Below are 18,827 nucleotides of genomic sequence, written 5' to 3'. Positions count from 1 at the left end.
AGAGCGATCATGGAATACCGCAATCTCGGCGCTTCCGGACTCAAGGTCCCCGTCCTCAGCTTCGGCACCGGCACCTTCGGCGGCCAAGGCCCTCTATTCTCTGCCTGGGGCCGCAGCGGTACGGAGGAGGCGCGCAGGCTGGTCGACATCTGCCTCGATGCCGGCGTCAATTTGTTCGACAGCGCCGACGTCTATTCGAACGGTGCCTCCGAGGAGATTCTCGGTGCTGCGATCAAGGGCCGCCGCGACAAGGTGCTGATCTCGACCAAGATGAGCCTGCCGACGGGCGATGGCCCGCTCGATGCCGGCTCATCGCGGCAGCGGCTGCTGACTTCGGTCGACGCAGCGCTGCGACGGCTCGGCACCGACACGATCGACCTCCTTCAGCTTCATGCGTTCGACGCGTTCACGCCGATCGAGGAGGTGCTGTCGACCCTCGATACGCTCGTGCGTTCCGGCAAGCTGCGCTATGTCGGCGTTTCCAATTTCGCCGGCTGGCAGTTGATGAAGTCGCTCGCCATGGCGGTCCGCCACGGCTGGCCGCGTTATGTCGCGCACCAGGTCTATTACTCGCTGCTCGGCCGCGACTATGAGTGGGAGTTGATGCCGCTCGCGCACGACCAGGGCGTCGGCGCGCTGGTCTGGAGTCCGCTCGGTTGGGGCCGGCTGACCGGAAAGATCCGGCGCGGCCAGCCGCTACCGCAAGAGAGCCGCCTGCACACCACCGCGCAATTCGGCCCGCCCGTGGACGAGCAGCGACTTTACGCTGTTGTCGACGTGTTGGACGCGATTGCCGCCGAGACCGGCCGCACCGTGCCGCAGGTCGCGATCGCCTGGTTACTGTCGCGCCCCACCGTCTCCTCCGTGATCATCGGGGCCCGCGACGAGGCGCAGCTGCGCGACAATCTCGGCGCGGTCGGCTGGTCGCTGAGCGTGGATCAGATCAAGCGCCTCGACGAGGCGAGCGCCGCGATGCCGCCCTATCCCTACTACCCCTACCGCATTCAGGAGGGCTTTGCGCGGCTCAATCCGCCGCTGGTGTGACGGGTGGCTAATAGAAGGCGGCAATCGCGGCGCCTAGTCCTTGCGGAAGGTTGGGTTCGCTCTTCAGCGTGTCGATGAAGACGGGATCGTCGGCCACAGTGAGACCATCGAGCTTGATCGGATGCAGCGGCTCGGCGACCGCTGCGACGGCCGCCAGATCGGGACCGGTCCGGACGCCGTTATAGGCGAGCCGTGGGCGCAATTGGACATTGTTGCCGAACTGCTCGTCCAGTGCGAGGCGCCATCCGGTTCGTGACACCGTTCCGCGGGCGATCGCCGCGCTCATGGCGATGCTATGCGGCTGCAGCGTGCCGAGATTGCCAAGCGCGGCGCCCAGGCGGCTCATTGCCTCCGCCAGCGTGACCTGCTCGATCCCCGGATCCTGGTCGGGCGAGGTGAAATCGATCGTCCGCGCGCTCTTGCCGATCTTGAGGGCCTCGCCGCTTGCGCCGGCTTGCTGCATGGCCTTCTTCGTCCCGTAGCGCGGCCGTCCGCCGATCGTGACCAGGACGATATCCTGCTCGCGCGATTTGATCAGATGGCCGTAGGGGTCGCCGGTCACTCCCTTCACGACCAGGAGATCGGCGAACTTGCCCTTGGCGATCGTCCCTAACTTTCCATCCCATTTCAGGATCGCGGCGGGATTGCGCGTCGCCATCGCGACGATGTCGTAGTCGCTGAAGCCGAGATTGAAATGTGCGGATACGACCTTCGCCGCCTTCAGCTCGCCCAGCAGGTTCTTGCTGCCGGAGGGCGACCAGTCCGAGCCCAGCGCGATAGTGAGGCCTGCCGTGCGCGCGGCGACGACGTCGGTCGTCTTGCCATAGAGCAGCAGATTGCTCAGGGGCGACCACACGACCTTGGCATGATTTTCAGCCATCGTCCCGAAGTCGGTCGCATCGAGCGCCGTGCAATGAATGCCGGCCAGCGAGGGCTCGATCGCCCAGTCTCCCGCGGAGTTGCGCAAGGCGAGGAAGTGGCCGTGCGCCTTGGCGTCGATGCCTTCGCTGAGATGGAGCAGGAAGCATGCCGATGATTTGAGCTCGTTGTCGAACTTCGCCCAATCCTCGGCATCGATGTCGGGAATCTTGGAGTGTGCCCGCGGAAGATCGGGCGGGCTGCCGATCTCGGCCGCGCGTAGCGCCCCCTTGTAGTATTTGTGGATCGTGCCGCTCCAGTTCGACAGCGTGATCCCCTGGCTCGTCGTCGTTCCCGCGACCAGGCATTTGGCTTCGACATAGCGAACCAGGGCCGGCAGCAGCGAGCCGTCGTCGGCAAGAGCGATCGCGCTCATGGGGCCGGTCACGGACGTCTTGTACGATTTGGCGTTCTGCCACTGGTCGCGGTTGCCAAAGAGCTGCGGCACGCGCCAGAGCGGCAGGATGTTGTAGCTGAGGTGATTGTGCAGCTCGATCAGGCCGGGATAGATGGTGCCGCCGGTGGCCACCGCGGCGACGGCCTCGAAGCCCGTTGGGGCCGGCTGTCCCTTGGGCAGGATCGCGGCGATCCGATTATCCTCGATGAAGATCGTCCCGTTCTTGATGACGTCGCCCTCCGCGGTCATCGTCACGATCCGGCCGGTCAGCGCCCATCGCTTCGGGCTTGCGGCCGGGCTCATGGAATCACCCCATCGGGAATGGTGATCGTGATCGTGCGCCGCTTGGTTGCCGCGTCAGCGCCCTGGCGCACGGCCCATGGCGTATCTCCACGCATCCAGGCCGGCAGTCCCGCCGGAAGATCTTTTGCAATGATGTCGACGAGTTCGGACGGCTTGAAGGCGTCGCCATACGGGACGAGTGCGGTCGGCACGTCGGGATGCTCGACCTCAGGCGCCAGCGCGGCGAGGGCGGCATTCCATTTGGTCAGCATGATCTTGGTATTCGCGGCCTGCGTCGCCGAATCATGCGCAGAGCTTTCCGGCCAGGTCGGGTGCGTGATGTGCTGATACGCGAGAGTCTTGTAGGCCGCGCCGTCGGAGCTCTTGAGCCAGGCTTTCCAGGCCTCGTCCGCGAGGCCGCCGAGCGAGACGACAGCCTCGATGTTGCCAGGGCCCAGCACGGCTTTGAACCATTTGTTGCGATAGTCGACGATGCCAGGCTCGTTCTTGTGCTTGGAGCCGCCGCTCTGGCCGTAAACGCTGTACAGGAAGGTGTTCACCATCACGTAGCTCTGCGTGATGCCGAGCTTGGCCAGGAAGCCCTGGGTCCGGCGGCCCGCCGTGCCGACCAGGATCCGGCGCACGATGGTCTCGTGCTGGGCGGGATCCTGGCCGACGATGAGCACGCGCGCCGATCCGTCGAGCCGGCCGCGGTGAAAGATCGGTCCCCATTCAATCCGGAAATCGTGAGGATCGTAGGCTTCAGCGCCGGGGTAATTGGCGCACAGATCGCGAAAGGGTTGTTCGCCGTATCCGCTGTCGAATTCTGTGAGCATGGAAAATGCTCCAATCTGCCGATGTCGAAATAGCTGCGTCAAAAAAACTGGTTGCCGCAATCTTGGCGGTCGTTTGTTGCACCGTTCAACCTCTATGTGGGTCAAGACAGCGGGCGCAAAGGTTCACGAATGTCTCTCGCTCCGGGGCCGTGACAGAGCGTCGCGACAACGCGCCATGCAGAAACGCGCCCTGTACACGGTCGCGTGATCTCCATAACCTCCGCGGCGCAATTTTCAGGAGATGCGGCGTGGCGAAGAAGACGGCAAGCAAGAAGAAAAGTGTTTCAAGGAAAGTAACGAAGACCTCGAGCACGAAAGCCACCGCCCGCAAGGGCGCCGTTGCGAAGCCCGCGAAGAAGACAGTCAAGAAGGCTGCCCCGCGCAAACCGGCCACGGCGCGCCGTCCTAAGGGACCGGTCTGGCAATGGTCTGCGGTCGATACCGCGGCCGCGATCCGCAACGGCGCAATCTCCGCGGTCGAGACCGTCGAGGCGCATCTGGATCGGATGCGCGCGGTCAATCCCAGGCTGAATGCGGTCGTTGTCGATCTCAGCAAGGAAGCGCTGAAGGCTGCGCATGCGGCCGACAAGCAGCGCGCCAAGGGCGGCGAGCTCGGCCTCCTGCACGGCGTGCCCATCACCATCAAGGAAAACGTCGATTACGAAGGCCGGCCGAACTTCAACGGCGTGCCCGCCAACAAGGACCTCATCGCGCCGTCGGATGCGCCTGTTGTCCGCAACCTGAAGAAGGCCGGCGCGATCGTCATCGGTCTCACCAACACGCCGGAATTCTCCTTCCGCGGCTTCACCGACAATCCCCTGCATGGGCTGACGCTGAACCCCTGGGACGCCGATATCACCTGCGGCGGTTCCTCGGGCGGCGCGGGTTCGGCGGTGGCCGCCGGCATCGGCACCATCGCCCACGGCAACGACATCGGCGGCTCGCTGCGCTGGCCGGCGCATTGCAACGGCATTGCCACCATCAAGCCGACGCAGGGCCGCATCCCCGCCTTCAACGGCAGCGCAACGGCCGAGCGGCCGATGCTGGCGCACCTGATGTCGGCGCAGGGGCCGCTCGCCCGCCACGTCGCCGACGTCCGCCTTGCGTTGGAGGTGATGAGCCAGCGCGATCCGCGCGACCCCTGGTGGGTGCCGGCGCCGCTGGTCGGCGAGAGGCCGAAGGGGCCGATCAAGGTCGCGCTGGCGAAGATCCCCGACGACATGGACGTCGATCCGTCCGTCGCCGCGGCGCTACGCCAGGCCGCCGATCACCTCGAGCGTTCCGGTTATCGCGTCAGCGAGGTCGAGGTGCCAGACATCAACGGCGTCTGGCAGACCTGGTGCGACATCATCACCAACGAGACGATGGTGATGCAGGAGGCCGCGATGCTGAAGGTCACGACCGAGGATTTCCACAAGGCGTGGAACGGCATGAAGACCAAGGCCAACGTGCTCGATCTCAAGGCCTGGATGCAGGCGACGGCCGCGCGCAACGGTCACATCCGTGCCTGGCAGCTGTTCTTCGAGGACTATCCGGTCGTGCTGGCGCCGACCACGGTCAGTCCGACGCCGGGCCCGCGCGACGACACGGTCAGCGCCGAGCGCGTGCAGGAGGTGTTCTGGGGCGGGATACGTTTCATCTCCGCGATCAACGTGCTGGGCCTGCCCGGCGCGGTGGTGCCGGTGGCGCTGCACGAGGGCAAGCCGATCGGCGTGCAGCTCATCACCGGGCGCTATCGCGAGGACCTCGCGCTCGATGCCGCGGCGGCGATCGAGAAGCGCGCGGGCGTGCTGGTCCATCGCCTCTGGGAGACGATGGACTGAGCGCTCGCGAGTTGCCGCCGCGTTGACAGTACCGCCCTCTCTCCTTGTGGGAGAGGGTGGCACTGTCGGCCTTCGGCCACCGTCCCTTGAGAACGCCGATGCTTTGCATCCGCGATGGGAAGCACGTCGCGCCAAGGCGTATGAATTCGTTAATCCAATTTGATTGGTATTTTAGCCAATTCACCAATAACCGTTAGGGTTACTTCCTCGATCTCTAGGCGAATTATTGCCCGCTTTACCACCCGCCTCTAACACGAGGACGGCGGACAACGCACATGCCTCATACAGGCCAATAAGTGCGGCCCGCTCCACGCGGAGGTGGCACGATGCGCAACGAGACGATCGCTATTCACGCCGGCTATGAGCCCGAAGCCACCACGCACGCGGTTGCCGTGCCGATCTACCAGACCGCGGCCTATGCCTTCGACAGCGCCGATCACGGCGCGGCCCTCTTCAATCTCGAGGCCGAGGGTTTCCGTTACAGCCGCATTGCCAATCCGACCAGCGCGGTGCTGGAGAAGCGCATCAGCCAGCTCGAAGGCGGCGTCGGTGCGCTCGCGGTCGCGACCGGCCAGGCGGCGCTGCATTTCGCCTTCGTCAACGTCGCCGATCACGGCGGCAACATCGTGTCCGTGCCGCAGCTCTACGGCACCACGCACACGCTGCTCTCGCACATTCTGCCGCGCCAGGGCATCACCGGCCGCTTCGCCGAGAGCGACAAGCCGGATGCAATCGAGAAGCTGATCGACGAGAACACCCGTGCGGTGTTCGCCGAAACCATCGGCAATCCCGCCGGCAATGTCTGCGACATCGAGGCATTGGCGAAGATCGCGCACGCCCACGGCGTGCCGCTGATCGTCGACAACACGGTCGCAACGCCGATCCTGCTCAAGCCGTTCGACTACGGCGCCGACATCGCCGTGCATTCGCTGACCAAGTTCCTGGGCGGCCACGGCACCACGCTCGGCGGCGCCATCGTCGATTCCGGAAACTTCCCCTGGGCGAAATACGCCGACCGCTTCCCCGCCTATAACAAGCCGGACGCCTCCTATCACGGTCTCATCTATGCCGAGCGCTTCGGCAGGACCGCCTATATCGAGCGCGCGCGCAGCGTCTATCAGCGCACCATGGGCTCGGTGCTCTCGCCCTTCAACGCCTTCCTGCTGCTCCAGGGCATCGAGACCGTGGCGCTGCGCATGGAGCGCCACGTCGAGAATGCGCGCAAGGTGGCCGAATTCCTCCGCACCGACCCGCGCGTCGCCTGGGTCAACTACACGGGCTTCCCGGACAGCCCCTACTATCCGCTGGTCCAGAAATATCTCGACGGCAACGCCTCCTCGCTGTTCACCTTCGGCATCAAGGGCGGCATGGGAGCCGGCAAGGCCTTCTACGATGCGCTGAAGCTGATCACGCGCCTCGTCAATATCGGCGATGCCAAGTCGCTGGCCTGCCATCCAGCCTCGACCACGCACCGGCAGATGTCGGCGGAGCAGCAGCGCGTCGCCGGCGTGCTGCCGGAGACGATCCGCCTGTCCATCGGCATCGAGCATGCCGCCGATATCATCGAGGACATCGACCAGGCGTTGGAGAAAGCCTGTCCGTCGTCGCGCCTCCAGGCCGCGGAGTAGGCGACGGCCCCGATGACGATCCTGATCAACAGGGATCACGGGATATCGAGCCCGGCGCTGGTGCCGGCCGAGGGCGATCTGGCGCGCGATCATGCCGGCGCCGAGCTCACCATCGGGCTGATCAACAACATGCCTGATCCGGCGCTGAAGGCGACCGAGCGGCAGTTCATGAAGCTGCTCCAGGCCGCCGCGGGCCCGCGCCGCATCCGCTTCCACTGCTTCTCGCTGCCCTCGGTCAAGCGCTCGCCCGAGGCGAAATGGCATGTCGAGAGCGAATATTCCGATCTCGCGGATCTCAAGCGTCAGCGATTCGACGGGCTGATCGTGACCGGCGCCGAGCCGGTCGCGCCCGAGCTCGACCAGGAGCCGTACTGGCGCGACCTCACCGATCTGGTCGACTGGGCCAAGACCAACACGCGCTCGACGATCTGGTCATGCCTTGCCGCGCATGCCGCAGTCCTGCACCTCGACGGCATCGCGCGGCGACAATTGCCGGCCAAGTGTCACGGCATCTTCGACTGCGAGGCCATCACGAGCGATCCGCTGACGCATGCCGTGCCTGCACCGCTCAAGGTTTCGCATTCGCGCCTGAACGAGATTGTCGAGAGCGACCTCGATCAGGCCGGTTATCGGGTGCTGACCCGGTCGGCGCTGGCCGGCGTCGACGTCTTCGTCCGCCAATATGCCAGCCGCTTCGTGTTCTTCCAGGGCCACCCCGAATATGACGCATTGTCGCTTCAGCGCGAATATCTGCGCGACGTCGGCCGCTACCTCGCGCGTGAGCGCGAAAATTATCCGCATTTGCCCGTGAGTTATTTTGACGCAGCGACGGAAGAGAAGCTTGTGCGCTTCGAGAAGCAGGCGAGGCACCAGCGCCATCCGGCGCTGACCAATGACCTGCCGGCGCTGAACTTGCGCGCTGATATCGCCGCCGGCAGCGCGGCGGCGGCACTATTTCGCAATTGGCTGCAATATCTCGGTGCGGAAGCCGAGGCCGCGGTCCTTGCGCGCTAGCCCAAGGGCGTTGGTTCCGCGTTAGGATTACCCAAGCGTTAAGCTTGCCTCAACCGGCGCGCGAATGTTTCAGTAGAGAAATACGGAATCACAGAATCACAGGAAACGCAGTCGTGTGGTCGGCACTCCAGGGACGCGTGAGCAATCGGCTCGCCCGGCACTTCCGTGCCGCGCCGCACCGGCTGACCGCGCATGCGCCGCTGGTGAGCTTTACCTTCGACGATGCCCCCGATAGTGCCGCGGGCGAGGGCGCCTCGCTCCTCGAAGCGCATGGCGGCCGCGGCACCTATTACATCGCCGGCAGCCTGATCGACCGGCCGTCGGATCACTGGCATGGGCTGTCGAACGACGCGATCGTGCGGCTTCACCGTGGCGGTCACGAGATTGCCTGCCACACCTTTTCGCACCAGTGCGCGGTCGATCTCGACGAGGCCGCCATGAACCGCGAGATCGAACGGAACCGCAGCCATCTCCGCGCCATCGATTCCTCGATCACGCTGGAGAATTTCGCCTATCCGTACGGCCTCGCCTCGGTCTGGCGCAAGCCGCAGCTCGCAAGAACCTTTCGCTCGGCACGCGGCATTCTGCCCGGCGTCAATCGCGACGTCATCGACCTCCAGTTCCTGCGCGCCTCGCCGCTGGTCGATTGCGAGATCGATACGGCGGGTGTCGATCGCTATTTCGACGAGGCGGTCGAGAGCGGCGGATGGCTCATCTTCTACGGCCATGACGTCGCGAACGCGCCGAGCCCCTATGGCTGCACGCCGCAGTTGATGCGCCATGCGCTTGAGGCGGCGGGCAAGCGCGACATGCCGATCGTGACCGTTGCAGAGGCATTGCGAAGGATCGGGGCGTAGCCGTTTTACCTCTCCCCGCTTGCGGGGAGAGGTCGGATCGCATCGATAGATGCGATCCGGGTGAGGGGGACTCTCCGCGAATCCATCTGGCACCTCCTCCGCTGAGGCTCCCCCTCACCCCGACCCTCTCCCCGCAAGCGGGGAGAGGGAGAAGATGGACTTGCCACGCCCGCGCCAGCATGCGACTGGCCTTGTGACGAATCCCACGGCCTCCGACACACACATGAATGTCCCTTCCATCGCTCCGCTGCCCGCGCCGGCCAACGGCCGCGACGCGCTGTCGGTGCTGCATTCGGTGTTCGGCCTGCCGGGGTTCCGCGGCGCGCAGGGCGAGATCATCCGGCACGTCACCGATGGCGGCAATTGCCTGGTGCTGATGCCGACCGGCGGCGGCAAGTCGCTGTGCTACCAGCTGCCGTCGTTGCTGCGGGAAGGCTGCGGCATCGTGGTCTCGCCATTGATTGCGCTGATGCGTGACCAGGTCGCCGGCCTGCTCGAGGCCGGTGTCAACGCCGCCGCGCTGAACTCGTCGCTGACGCCGCAGGAGGCCTCCGACATCGAGCGGCGCCTGATCGCAGGCGATCTCGACCTGCTCTATGTCGCGCCGGAACGGCTGGTGACGCCGCGCTGCCTGTCGATGCTGGCACAGGCCAAGGTCGCACTGTTCGCCATCGACGAGGCGCATTGCGTCTCGCAATGGGGCCACGACTTCCGCCCCGAATATGTCGGCCTCTCCATCATCGCCGAGCGGTTCCCCGAGGTGCCGCGCATCGCGCTGACCGCAACCGCCGATGAGCTGACGCGGAAGGAGATCGTCGAACGGCTCCAGCTTGGGGGCAGTCCGCAATTCGTCTCCAGCTTCGACCGCCCCAACATCCGCTACGAGATCGTCGACAAGCGCAATGCGGTGTTGCAGCTCAAGGAGTTCATCCGGGAGCGCCATGCGGGCGACGCCGGCGTGGTCTACTGCCTGTCGCGCAACCGGGTCGAGGAGGTCGCCGCCGCGCTCGACGATGCCGGCATTGCCGCGCTGCCCTATCACGCCGGGCTCGACAGCAGCGTGCGCTCGCGCAACCAGGATCGCTTCCTCAACGAGGACGGCATCGTCATCGTGGCGACCATCGCCTTCGGCATGGGCATCGACAAACCCGACGTGCGCTTCGTCGCCCATCTCGATCTGCCCAAGAGCATCGAGGCCTATTACCAGGAGACGGGACGCGCCGGCCGCGATGGCAAGCCGTCCGCGGCATGGATGGCCTATGGCCTCTCCGACATCGTGCAGCAGCGCCGCATGATCGACGAGTCCAGCGGCTCCGACGATTTCAAGCGCGTGTCGATCGGCAAGCTCGACGCGCTGGTCGGGCTCGCCGAGACCGCGCAGTGCCGGCGCAGGCGGCTGCTCGCCTATTTCGGTGAGATCGTGCACGGCGAAACCTGCGGCAATTGCGACAATTGCCTGACGCCGCCGAAGATGCGCGACGGCAAGGTGCTGGCTCAGAAACTGCTCTCCTGCGTCTATCGCACCGGCCAGCGTTTCGGCGCAATGCACCTGATCGACGTGCTGATCGGCCGCCTGACCGAGAAGGTCACGCAGTTCGGCCACGACAAGCTGTCGGTATTCGGCATCGGGCGCGAGCTCAACGAAAAGCAGTGGCGCACGGTGCTGCGGCAGCTCGTGGCGATGGGCCATTTGCAGAGCGACAGTGAAGCCTATGGCGCGCTGAAGCTGACGGACTCCGCACGCGGCGTGCTACGCGGCGAGACCGAGGTGTGGCTGCGCGAGGAGGCGCCCGGCGCCCGCATCCGTTCCAGCCGCGCCAAATCCCGCCGCGGCGATCTCGCGCCTGCCGCAAGCGCCCCGCAAGGCGACGTCGATCCAGAGCTGCGCGCGCGGCTGCGCTCCTGGCGCTCGGACGTCGCGCGCGAACGCGGCGTCCCGGCCTATGTGGTGCTGCACGATGCCACCATCGACGGCATCGTGCGGGCCTGGCCGACCACGCTGGACGAGCTCCGCAACGTGCCCGGCATCGGCGACAAGAAGCTCGAGCATTATGGCGACGAGCTGCTGCGGCTGATCAGGACGCGGTAGGGGGCGAGCATCCCTCCACGTCGTCATCCCGGACAAGCGCAGCGAAGCGGAGCGCAGATCCGGGATCCATAACCACAGGCAAACGTAGTTGCGGCAAGCTGGTCACCACGAGTCTTCGCGAAACGCGATCCCGTGGTTATGGGTCCCGGGCTCGCGACTTCGCCGCGCCCCGGGACGACAGTTTGCAACCTCAGCCATTCCTGAACGCATACCCGTAGCCGTTGAGCGCCGGGGCGCCGCCGAGATGCGCGTAGAGGACCTTCGCGCCCTTCTCGAAATAGCCCTTCTGCGTCAGGTCGATCAGACCCTGCATCGACTTGCCCTCGTAGACGGGGTCGGTGATCATGGCTTCGAGACGCGCGGTGAGGCGGATCGCTTCCTTGGTCTCTTCCGACGGCACGCCATAGGCGGGATAGGCGTAGTCCTCGATCAGCACGACATCGTCTGCAACGATGTCCTTGCCGAGCTCGACGAGCTTGGCCGTGTTCTGGGCGATCGAAAGCACTTGCGCCTTGGTCTGCGCCGGGGTGAACGACCCGTCGATGCCGATCACCTTTCGCGCGCGGCCGTCGGCGGCGAAGCCGACCAGCATGCCGGCATGGGTCGAGCCGGTGACGGTGCAGACCACGATGTAGTCGAACTTGAAGCCGAGCTCGGCTTCCTGCTTGCGCACTTCCTCGGCGAAGCCGACATAGCCGAGCCCGCCAAATTTGTGCACGGAGGCGCCGGCGGGAATCGCGTAAGGCTTGCCGCCCGCGGCCTTCACCTCCTCGATCGCCTGCTCCCAGCTCTTGCGGATGCCGATGTCGAAGCCGTCGTCGACCAGGCGCACGTCGGCGCCCATGATGCGCGAGAGCATGATGTTGCCGACACGGTCATAGACGGCGTCCTCGTGCGGCACCCAGGCTTCCTGCACCAGGCGGCACTTCATGCCGATCTTGGCGGCGACGGCGGCGATCATGCGGGTGTGGTTGGACTGCACGCCGCCGATCGAGACCAGCGTGTCGGCGTTGGAGGCGATCGCATCCGGGATGATGTATTCGAGCTTGCGCAGCTTGTTGCCGCCATAGGCGAGACCGGAATTGCAGTCCTCGCGCTTGGCATAGATCTCGACATTGCCGCCGAGATGCTTCGACAGCCGCTCCAGCTTCTCGATGGGCGTCGGGCCGAAGGTCAGCGGATAGCGCGCGAATTTTTCCAGCATGGTCAGGTCATCCCGATTGGTGTTGAGCTGGCCGCAGCGACTAGCATAGGTGATAAGGAATGTGCTCTCGAATGCTGCGCCCGTATTGCATGTTATCTTGCGAAGAATGGCAGGTGAGCTAATATTTCTTTCAGAAATCGATCAAATATCGGAAGTTTCTTCCATGTCGTCTCGGCTAGACCGCGTAGACCTTAAGATCTTGAGATTGCTGCAAAATAACGGCCGGCTCAGCAATGCCGAGCTGGCCGAAACCGTCGCGATCAGCCCCGCGACCTGCCATCGCCGCACCCAGCGCCTGTTCGAGGACGGCTTCATCGCCGCCGTCCGCGCCATGGTTGCCCCGAAGAAGGTGGCAAAGGGGACCCTGGTCATGGTCGGCGTCGTGCTGGACCGCTCGACGCCGGAAAGCTTTGCCATCTTCGAGCAGGCGATCGCAAAGCTGAAATTCGTGCTCGACTGCCACCTCGTCGCCGGCGACTTCGACTATTTCCTCAAGATCCGCGTCGGCGACATGGAGGACTTCAACCGCATCCATGGCGAGCAGCTCATCGCGCTGCCCGGCGTGCGCCAGACCCGCACCTTCTTCGTGATGAAGGAAGTCGTCGACAACGCGCCGCTGGAGTTTTGAGCGGCTTCACGATGCCTGTTCGACGACGCCGTCCGCGACCTGCTCCCGCTCGGCGTCCTCCGGCCGCATCGCGATCACCGCCATCAGCCCGAGGCCGACGCCGATCATGACATAGAAGATCGGCGCCAGCGGGGAGCCGGTGAGCGCGATCAGCCAGGTCACGAAGAACTGGGCAAAGCCGCCGAACACCAGCACCGCGACGTTGTTGACGATCGCGAGCGCGGTCGAGCGAATGCGGATCGGGAACAGCTCGACCAGCGTGGTGCAGTAGACGCCGAGGAAGAAGGCGCTGAAGAAGCCGATGACGACCTGGGCGACCAGCAGCCTTGCGATCGACGGCTCGGAGATCACCCAGGCATAGAGCGGGTAGAGCGAGACGAAGTAGCCGATCAACGAGACCAGCAACAGCGGCCTGCGCGGATAGCGGTCGGAGACGGCGCCCGCGATCGGCACGACGATCACCATCACGATTGCCGCGATCATCTGCACCAGGAAGCTCTGCATCAGCGGCAGCTTCAGCACCTCCTTGGCGTAGGTCACGGTGTAGCCGAAGGTGACGTAGAACGACACGGCGCTCGCCACCACCATGCCCATGCCGATCAGGAAATTGCGGCCGGGATTCTTGAGCGCGGCGATGAAATTGTCCTTGTGCACCGTCGCCATGCTGCGCCGGGAAGCTTCGGGCTCGATGACGCTGGCGCGCATATAGAGCAGGATCGGAACGATCACGAGACCGACGAAGAAGGGAATGCGCCAGGCGCCGGCGGCAAGCTGCTCCTGCGTGAACGCCAGCGTCAGGGCGGCGCCCAACACTGCGCCGAGCACGTTGGCCATGAGCTGGCCGGCGATCTGCCACGAGCCATAGAAGCCGGTGCGGCCGGGAGGCGCCGCTTCGATCAGATAGGCGGTCGAGGTGCCGAACTCGCCGCCGACCGAAAAGCCCTGCAACAGCCGCGCCAGCAGCACGATCAGCGGCGCCGCAATGCCGGCCGTGGCGTAGGTCGGCGTCAACGCCAACAGCGCGACCGACACGGCCATGATGCCCATGCCGAGCGTCATCGCCGCCTTCCGCCCCTTGCGATCGCCGAAATAGCCGAGCACGAGGCCGCCGATCGGCCGCATGAAGAAGCCGGTGCCGAACAGCGCGGTGGTCAGCAGCAGCGCGTTGATCTCACTGCCCGGAATTTTCGGGTCGACCGGGAAGAACAGGTTCTTGATGATCGGTGTCATCAGCGCGAACACCGTGAAGTCGTACCACTCCAGCGCATTGCCGGCGATCGCCGCCGCGATGGCTTTCCTGTTCGTCTGCATCTCTCGCTTGCCTGTCCGGTTGCGCCTATTCGGCGGGTTGATGGGTGACGTCGGCATCCTGCCATTCGTCGCCGGCGAGTTCCGGCGTGGCGAAGGCCCTGAGGTTGGCGAAATGAATCTCGCGATCCTCGACGAACAGGCGACGGACGATGCCGCGGGCGAGCCGGTCGGCGCCCTCGCTGATCGCGGGGATATCGCCGGAGAGCTTTCCGTGGCTCAGCGTCGCCGGATAGTTGAAGCAATGCAGCCGCGCCAACATGGGGCAGGCGCCGGGCTCTTTCTCCAGGAACTGGAAGCTGTCGCCGAGGTCTGGCGAGTTCTCCAGCTCGGCATTGTCCATGCCGTCAGGTGCCGGGAAGCGGTCGCACCAGAACCGGATATGCGGCGCGAACTCGGCAAGCTCGTCGCGCAACGCGAGGTCGACCTTGAAGCCCGTGCCGAAGATGATGAAATCGGTCGCATAGCGGCCCTTCGGCGTCGTCACTATGAGATGGTCTCCCGCGACGACGAGATCATCGATCGGGCTTGCGAGATGGAAATGCGCTTGCGGATAGGCGGAGACGCGCAGCACGCTTTGACGCGGCGGCGGCGTCTGCGCCTTCAGCGTGTGATCGAGGAAACGCCATTTCCAGTCATCCGACAGGCCGGCAAAGCCGTGGACGACGCCCTGGCTGCCGATGCCGGTGAACTTGTTGACGCGCGGGATGTCCGCGCGCCGAATGAAGAGGTCGAGCCGCGCTGCGCCCGCCTCCAGCGCCATCGCTGCGTTGTCCATCGCGGATGCGCCCGCGCCGACGACGGCAACACGCCTGCCGCGAAGTCTCTCGAAGTCGATGGGGGCGGACGAATGCGCCCAGAAACGTCGGTCGATGTCGTCGCACAGCGACGGCACGTAAGCACCGCCGAGGCCGTCGCGCCCCGTCGCCAGCACGACGTGGCGCGCGAGAATTTGCCGCGACGTGCCGCCTTCGCTGATTTCGAGTGTGAACAATTCATCGGCGCGCGCGTGGATTCGCTCGACCGAAACCCCGTTGCGGACCGGCAGGCCCAGCACCTTGCGGTACCAGATCAGGTAATCCATCCACATCGTGCGCGGCGCGCGGTCGAGCGCCTGCCAGGCCTGCCTGCCATATTGCGCCTCGTAGAAGGCGCGGAAGGTCAGCGCCGGCATGCCCATCGCGGGGCCGGTCAATTCCTTGGGCGAGCGCAGCGTCCGCATCCGGGCGAACGTGACCCAGGGACCTTCCTCACCGGCGCGCGCGCGATCGAGCACGAGCTGGTTGTCGACGCCGAGACGCCTGAGCATGGCGGAGGCGACGAGGCCGGCTATGCCTGCGCCGACGATGACGACGTCGACGACGCTCTCGCCATCGACGACGCGACGCGGCACCCACGGCTTGGCCGGCAGTTCGAGCCAGGCCAGATCCTGCTTCAGGCGCGCTTCAAGCGCCGCGAGGCCCGCCGCGTCAGGTGTCATCGTCGTCATGAGGGAGCTTTCTCGAATTCACTGGTTTCATCGCCGGCCTCGGCCAGCGCGGCGGCGCCGCTATGCAGCCTTGCGCCAGGCATCAGCGCGACCGCGGCGCGCAGTGCGTCGTTGAGCGCGGCGACCGTCGGCGTCAGCTCGCGCCCGGTCGGCGCAATCGCGGCGAACAGGAAGGGAATGGACACGTCCAGGGGCCGGGTGACGACGCCCTCCACCGGCAGGCTGGAGGTCAGCACCGGCTCGACCACGGCGATGCCGAGCGACTGCTTGGCCATGGCAATCGCCGTCAGCGAAGCGTTGGTGTCGATGACCTCAGCGGGCACGACACCCTCACGCTCCAGCGCCTCCTCCACCCGGCGGCGAAGCCTGTAGGGGTTAGCCATCGTCAGCAGCCGGACGCCAGCAAGATCCTTCAGGCGAATGACCTTCTTCTTCGCCAGCGGATGATCCATCGCGAGGCACGCGACGCAGGGCACCTCGCAGACCCACTGTACGTCGAGCCCGGGATGCTGGATCGGCAGGCTCGCAAGGCCGAAATCGACCGACTGCGACAGCACCGATTGCACGACGTTCTCGGCCGAGAGCGCCTGCACGTGGACCTGGCTTGGCAGCAACTCGCGTTCGAGCGCTGCGAGCGCAGCCGGGACGAAGCCGGCCGCCAGCGCCGGGATTGCCGCCAGGCTGAGCACGGGAAGCGCACCCGCACCGATCGCGTTGGCGCGCTGGCGGATGTGCTTCAAGCCCATCAGCAGCCGCTCGACCTCGGCATGAAACAGCACGCCCTTTGGCGTCGGGCTGATGCGCGGGCCGTTCCGGGTGAACAGGAGATAGCCGACGTCAGCTTCGAGATCCTGGATCTGACGCGTCACGACCGGCTGCGATCGGCCGAGCAGCCGCGCCGCGCCGGTGATGCTGCCGGCCGACATCACGGCGGCGAAGGCCTCGAGAAGGCGGATGTCGATAACGTCCTGGTTCATGGCCATGTCGCCTGCATTATGTGGATATAGAATGAACAATATTTCTTGATGTGCAAGAAGTATTATGAGAGGATTCTTGCCATGCCGATGGAGCCAACCCCCTTTCGCCACCACAATCCGGCCGGTCCGGCCTACCGGCGCGGCTGGGTCGACGAGGCTGTAGCTGCGATCGAGGCCGACCAATGCCGCACGGCCGACACGCATCTGATCCGGCTGATCGTGCCCGCGCTTGCCGGCATCGATATCTATCTGAAGGACGAGTCCACGCATCCGACCGGCAGCCTGAAGCATCGGCTGGCGCGCTCGCTGTTCCTCTACGCGCTCTGTAATGGCCACATCCGCGAAGCCACGCCCGTCGTCGAGGCATCGTCGGGGTCGACCGCGGTGTCGGAAGCCTATTTCGCGCAGATGATCGGCGTACCCTTCTACGCCGTGATGCCGCGCACGACCTCGGCGGAGAAGATCGCTGCGATCGAGCATTATGGCGGCAACTGCCATCTGATCGACGACGGCCGCGCGCTCTATGCCGAGGCCGCTGCGCTCGCCACCCGCCTGAACGGCCACTACATGGACCAGTTCACCTTCGCCGAGCGCGCCACCGACTGGCGCGGCAACAACAACATTGCCGAATCGATCTTCACGCAATTGCAGGGCGAGCCGCGCCCGCTGCCGGACTGGATCGTGATGGGCGCCGGCACCGGCGGCACCTCGGCCACCATCGGACGCTATTTGCGCTATCGCCAATATCCTACGCGGCTCTGCGTCGCCGATGTCGAGCATTCCGCCTTCTTCGACTGCTTCCGTTCGCAGGACCGCTCCCACGTTTGCGAGCGGCCCTCGCTGATCGAGGGCGTCGGCAGGCCGCGCTGCGAACCGTCCTTCGTGCCTGGCGTTGTCGACCGCATGATGAAGATCCCGGACGTAGCAACGATTGCGGCGATGAACGTACTGTCGCGCCGGCTGCGCCGATCCGTCGGCGGTTCCACCGGCACCAATTTCCTGGCGCTGTGCCGCATTGCTTCGGAGATGCGTAGCGCCGGCCAAACCGGATCGCTGGTCACGCTGATCTGCGATTCCGGCGAGCGCTATCGGCAGACCTATTATGACCCCGCATGGCTGAAAGCACGCGGCCTCGATCCAACGCCGTTCGAGACTGCCCTGTCGTCGTTTCTGGATACGGCGCAGCCGCTGGCGCTCGCCGTCGAGGATGTTGTCAATCCACAGAGCCCGCGGAGTGTTGCTTGACCACGCTGATCGAAACCATTGCCGGCGTGCGCGCGGCGTCACGGCTCGGCCAGGCTCTGAACGCCCGCGCCGAGATTTTTCGCCTCAGCGAAGCTGCCCATGACGCGGTGCTGCTGCCGCGCGAACCCGGCGGCCTGAGCCACGGCTTGCGGGCGGCGCTCGCGGCGCGGATGTGCCGGCACGTCGGCGACGAGGCGCTGACCGCGCATTACGAATCCTATCTGGCGCATGCGAGCGATCTCGACCTGGCCGCCCTCGCATGGCCCGGCGGCGTGTGTGGCGATTCCCTGCACGACGCCATGGCCCGCCATGCCGACCTGCTGACGCTGTCGCCGCGCGAGGCGACGCGACAGGACATCGCGGCGCTGAAGACGGCCGGTGTCAGCGAGGCCGATATCGTGCGGCTGTCCGAGCTTGCCGCCTTCGTGAACTACCAGCTGCGGGTCCTGGCCGGCCTCAGGCTCCTGAAAGAGGTCGAAGCCCGATGAGCGAGGTCGTCCACAACTTCACCGCCACGATCCCGACCTGGTCGCCCTATGTCACGCCGGTCGAGCTCGCCTCGGCGACGTCAGAGCAGCTCGCGGCGATGAAGGTCACGCCCTCCAACAAGGGCGTCTCGCCTTACGTGCTGACGCTGGCGCATGACCCGGAATCGCTCGCGGTGCGCTCGCCGCTGTTCAACCTTATCATGTATGGCAAGGACGGCTTGTCCCCGGCCGAACGTGAGCTCGGCGCGCTGAGTGCCTCGGTCGTCAACCGCTGCATCTATTGCGCCGCCGTGCACGCCTCACGCTTCATCACTTACTCCGGGCGCAACGACGTCGTCGAGGAGATCTTTGCCGACGAGCGCGATGCCACGCTGGAGGCGCGCCAGCAGGCACTGTTCAATTTCGCCACAAAGCTCTCGACGACGCCGATCGAAGCTACTGCAGAGGACGCGCGCGCACTCGGCGAGGCCGGGCTGAGCGAGCTCGAGCAGCTCGACCTGGTGCTGTCGGCCGCGATCTTCGGCTGGGCTAACCGGCTGATGCATACGCTGGGCGAGCCGCTGGCGCGCTCGGAGGCGCCGTAACCGACGCCGTCGGGCG

Annotated in this window: 16 protein-coding genes; 10 read left to right on the top strand and 6 right to left on the bottom strand. The window is 65.5% G+C overall.

Annotated features, from left to right (window positions below):
- Positions 1–9: 9 nt before the first annotated feature.
- Positions 10–1,044, top strand: coding sequence for an aldo/keto reductase (locus tag XI08_RS28190; RefSeq protein WP_271576874.1), 1,035 nt, complete (start codon positions 10–12; stop codon positions 1,042–1,044).
- A 7-nt stretch (positions 1,045–1,051) separates the two neighbouring features.
- Here the strand turns inward: XI08_RS28190 and XI08_RS28185 are convergent, their stop codons facing one another.
- Positions 1,052–2,662: an amidohydrolase family protein gene (locus tag XI08_RS28185; RefSeq protein WP_271576873.1), complete on the bottom strand. Its 1,611-nt coding sequence runs from the start codon at positions 2,660–2,662 to the stop codon at positions 1,052–1,054.
- Positions 2,659–3,477: a uracil-DNA glycosylase gene (locus XI08_RS28180; protein WP_271576872.1), complete on the bottom strand. Its 819-nt coding sequence runs from the start codon at positions 3,475–3,477 to the stop codon at positions 2,659–2,661. The genes XI08_RS28185 and XI08_RS28180 overlap by 4 nt, the downstream gene beginning before the upstream one ends.
- A 248-nt stretch (positions 3,478–3,725) precedes the next feature.
- On the opposite strand from XI08_RS28180, the gene XI08_RS28175 reads away from it, so the two are divergent.
- The 5 genes from XI08_RS28175 to recQ all read left to right on the top strand — a co-directional run bounded on the left by XI08_RS28175 (position 3,726) and on the right by recQ (position 10,888).
- A complete protein-coding gene (locus tag XI08_RS28175) occupies positions 3,726–5,300 on the top strand; it encodes an amidase family protein (protein ID WP_271576871.1) in 1,575 nt (524 codons plus the stop codon).
- A gap of 326 nt (positions 5,301–5,626) precedes the next feature.
- Complete coding sequence (locus tag XI08_RS28170; protein ID WP_271576870.1) at positions 5,627–6,928, top strand: O-acetylhomoserine aminocarboxypropyltransferase/cysteine synthase family protein; 1,302 nt, start codon at positions 5,627–5,629, stop codon at positions 6,926–6,928.
- A gap of 12 nt (positions 6,929–6,940) precedes the next feature.
- On the top strand, positions 6,941–7,942 hold the full coding sequence (gene metA / locus XI08_RS28165; RefSeq protein WP_271576869.1) for a homoserine O-succinyltransferase MetA: 1,002 nt from the start codon (positions 6,941–6,943) through the stop codon (positions 7,940–7,942).
- A 113-nt stretch (positions 7,943–8,055) separates the two neighbouring features.
- Complete coding sequence (locus XI08_RS28160; RefSeq protein WP_271576868.1) at positions 8,056–8,799, top strand: polysaccharide deacetylase family protein; 744 nt, start codon at positions 8,056–8,058, stop codon at positions 8,797–8,799.
- Between the two features lie 223 nt (positions 8,800–9,022).
- Entirely contained in the window at positions 9,023–10,888 is a 1,866-nt protein-coding gene (recQ, locus tag XI08_RS28155) for a DNA helicase RecQ (protein WP_271576867.1), read from the top strand.
- Positions 10,889–11,078: 190 nt separating this feature from the next.
- Here recQ and XI08_RS28150 read toward each other — a convergent pair whose 3' ends face one another.
- Positions 11,079–12,092, bottom strand: a complete 1,014-nt coding sequence (locus XI08_RS28150) for a 1-aminocyclopropane-1-carboxylate deaminase (protein ID WP_027545292.1) — start codon at positions 12,090–12,092, stop codon at positions 11,079–11,081.
- A 163-nt stretch (positions 12,093–12,255) separates the two neighbouring features.
- Between XI08_RS28150 and XI08_RS28145 the strand changes: the two genes are divergently transcribed.
- Positions 12,256–12,720: an Lrp/AsnC family transcriptional regulator gene (locus tag XI08_RS28145; RefSeq protein ID WP_135174937.1), complete on the top strand. Its 465-nt coding sequence runs from the start codon at positions 12,256–12,258 to the stop codon at positions 12,718–12,720.
- A 6-nt stretch (positions 12,721–12,726) separates the two neighbouring features.
- Here XI08_RS28145 and XI08_RS28140 read toward each other — a convergent pair whose 3' ends face one another.
- Genes XI08_RS28140 through XI08_RS28130 form a run of 3 tightly spaced genes read right to left on the bottom strand, consistent with a single transcriptional unit; the run spans position 12,727 to position 16,494 of the window.
- The gene (locus XI08_RS28140; protein ID WP_271576866.1) at positions 12,727–14,031 is read right to left on the bottom strand and encodes a citrate-proton symporter; all 1,305 of its coding nucleotides are present in this window, start codon (positions 14,029–14,031) and stop codon (positions 12,727–12,729) included.
- Between the two features lie 25 nt (positions 14,032–14,056).
- Entirely contained in the window at positions 14,057–15,517 is a 1,461-nt protein-coding gene (locus XI08_RS28135; protein ID WP_271576865.1) for an NAD(P)-binding domain-containing protein, read from the bottom strand.
- Positions 15,514–16,494, bottom strand: coding sequence for a LysR family transcriptional regulator (locus XI08_RS28130; RefSeq protein WP_027545288.1), 981 nt, complete (start codon positions 16,492–16,494; stop codon positions 15,514–15,516). Before XI08_RS28130 ends, XI08_RS28135 begins: the two co-directional genes overlap by 4 nt.
- Positions 16,495–16,581: 87 nt before the next feature.
- Between XI08_RS28130 and XI08_RS28125 the strand changes: the two genes are divergently transcribed.
- Genes XI08_RS28125 through XI08_RS28115 form a run of 3 tightly spaced genes read left to right on the top strand, consistent with a single transcriptional unit; the run spans position 16,582 to position 18,811 of the window.
- Positions 16,582–17,739 carry a PLP-dependent cysteine synthase family protein gene (locus XI08_RS28125; RefSeq protein ID WP_271576896.1) on the top strand — a complete coding sequence of 386 codons (1,158 nt, stop codon included), beginning with the start codon at positions 16,582–16,584 and terminating at the stop codon, positions 17,737–17,739.
- Positions 17,736–18,227 (top strand): CMD domain-containing protein, encoded by a 492-nt coding sequence (locus XI08_RS28120; protein ID WP_271576864.1) that lies wholly within the window; start codon positions 17,736–17,738, stop codon positions 18,225–18,227. Before XI08_RS28125 ends, XI08_RS28120 begins: the two co-directional genes overlap by 4 nt.
- Positions 18,224–18,811 (top strand): peroxidase-related enzyme, encoded by a 588-nt coding sequence (locus tag XI08_RS28115; RefSeq protein ID WP_271576863.1) that lies wholly within the window; start codon positions 18,224–18,226, stop codon positions 18,809–18,811. Before XI08_RS28120 ends, XI08_RS28115 begins: the two co-directional genes overlap by 4 nt.
- Positions 18,812–18,827 lie beyond the last annotated feature (16 nt).

It is taken from the genome of Bradyrhizobium sp. CCBAU 11361, from assembly GCF_028128935.1.
GTDB lineage: Bacteria > Pseudomonadota > Alphaproteobacteria > Rhizobiales > Xanthobacteraceae > Bradyrhizobium > Bradyrhizobium niftali.
Note: the sequence above shows the minus strand (reverse complement) of the source record. Positions and strands in the feature narration are given on the sequence as shown.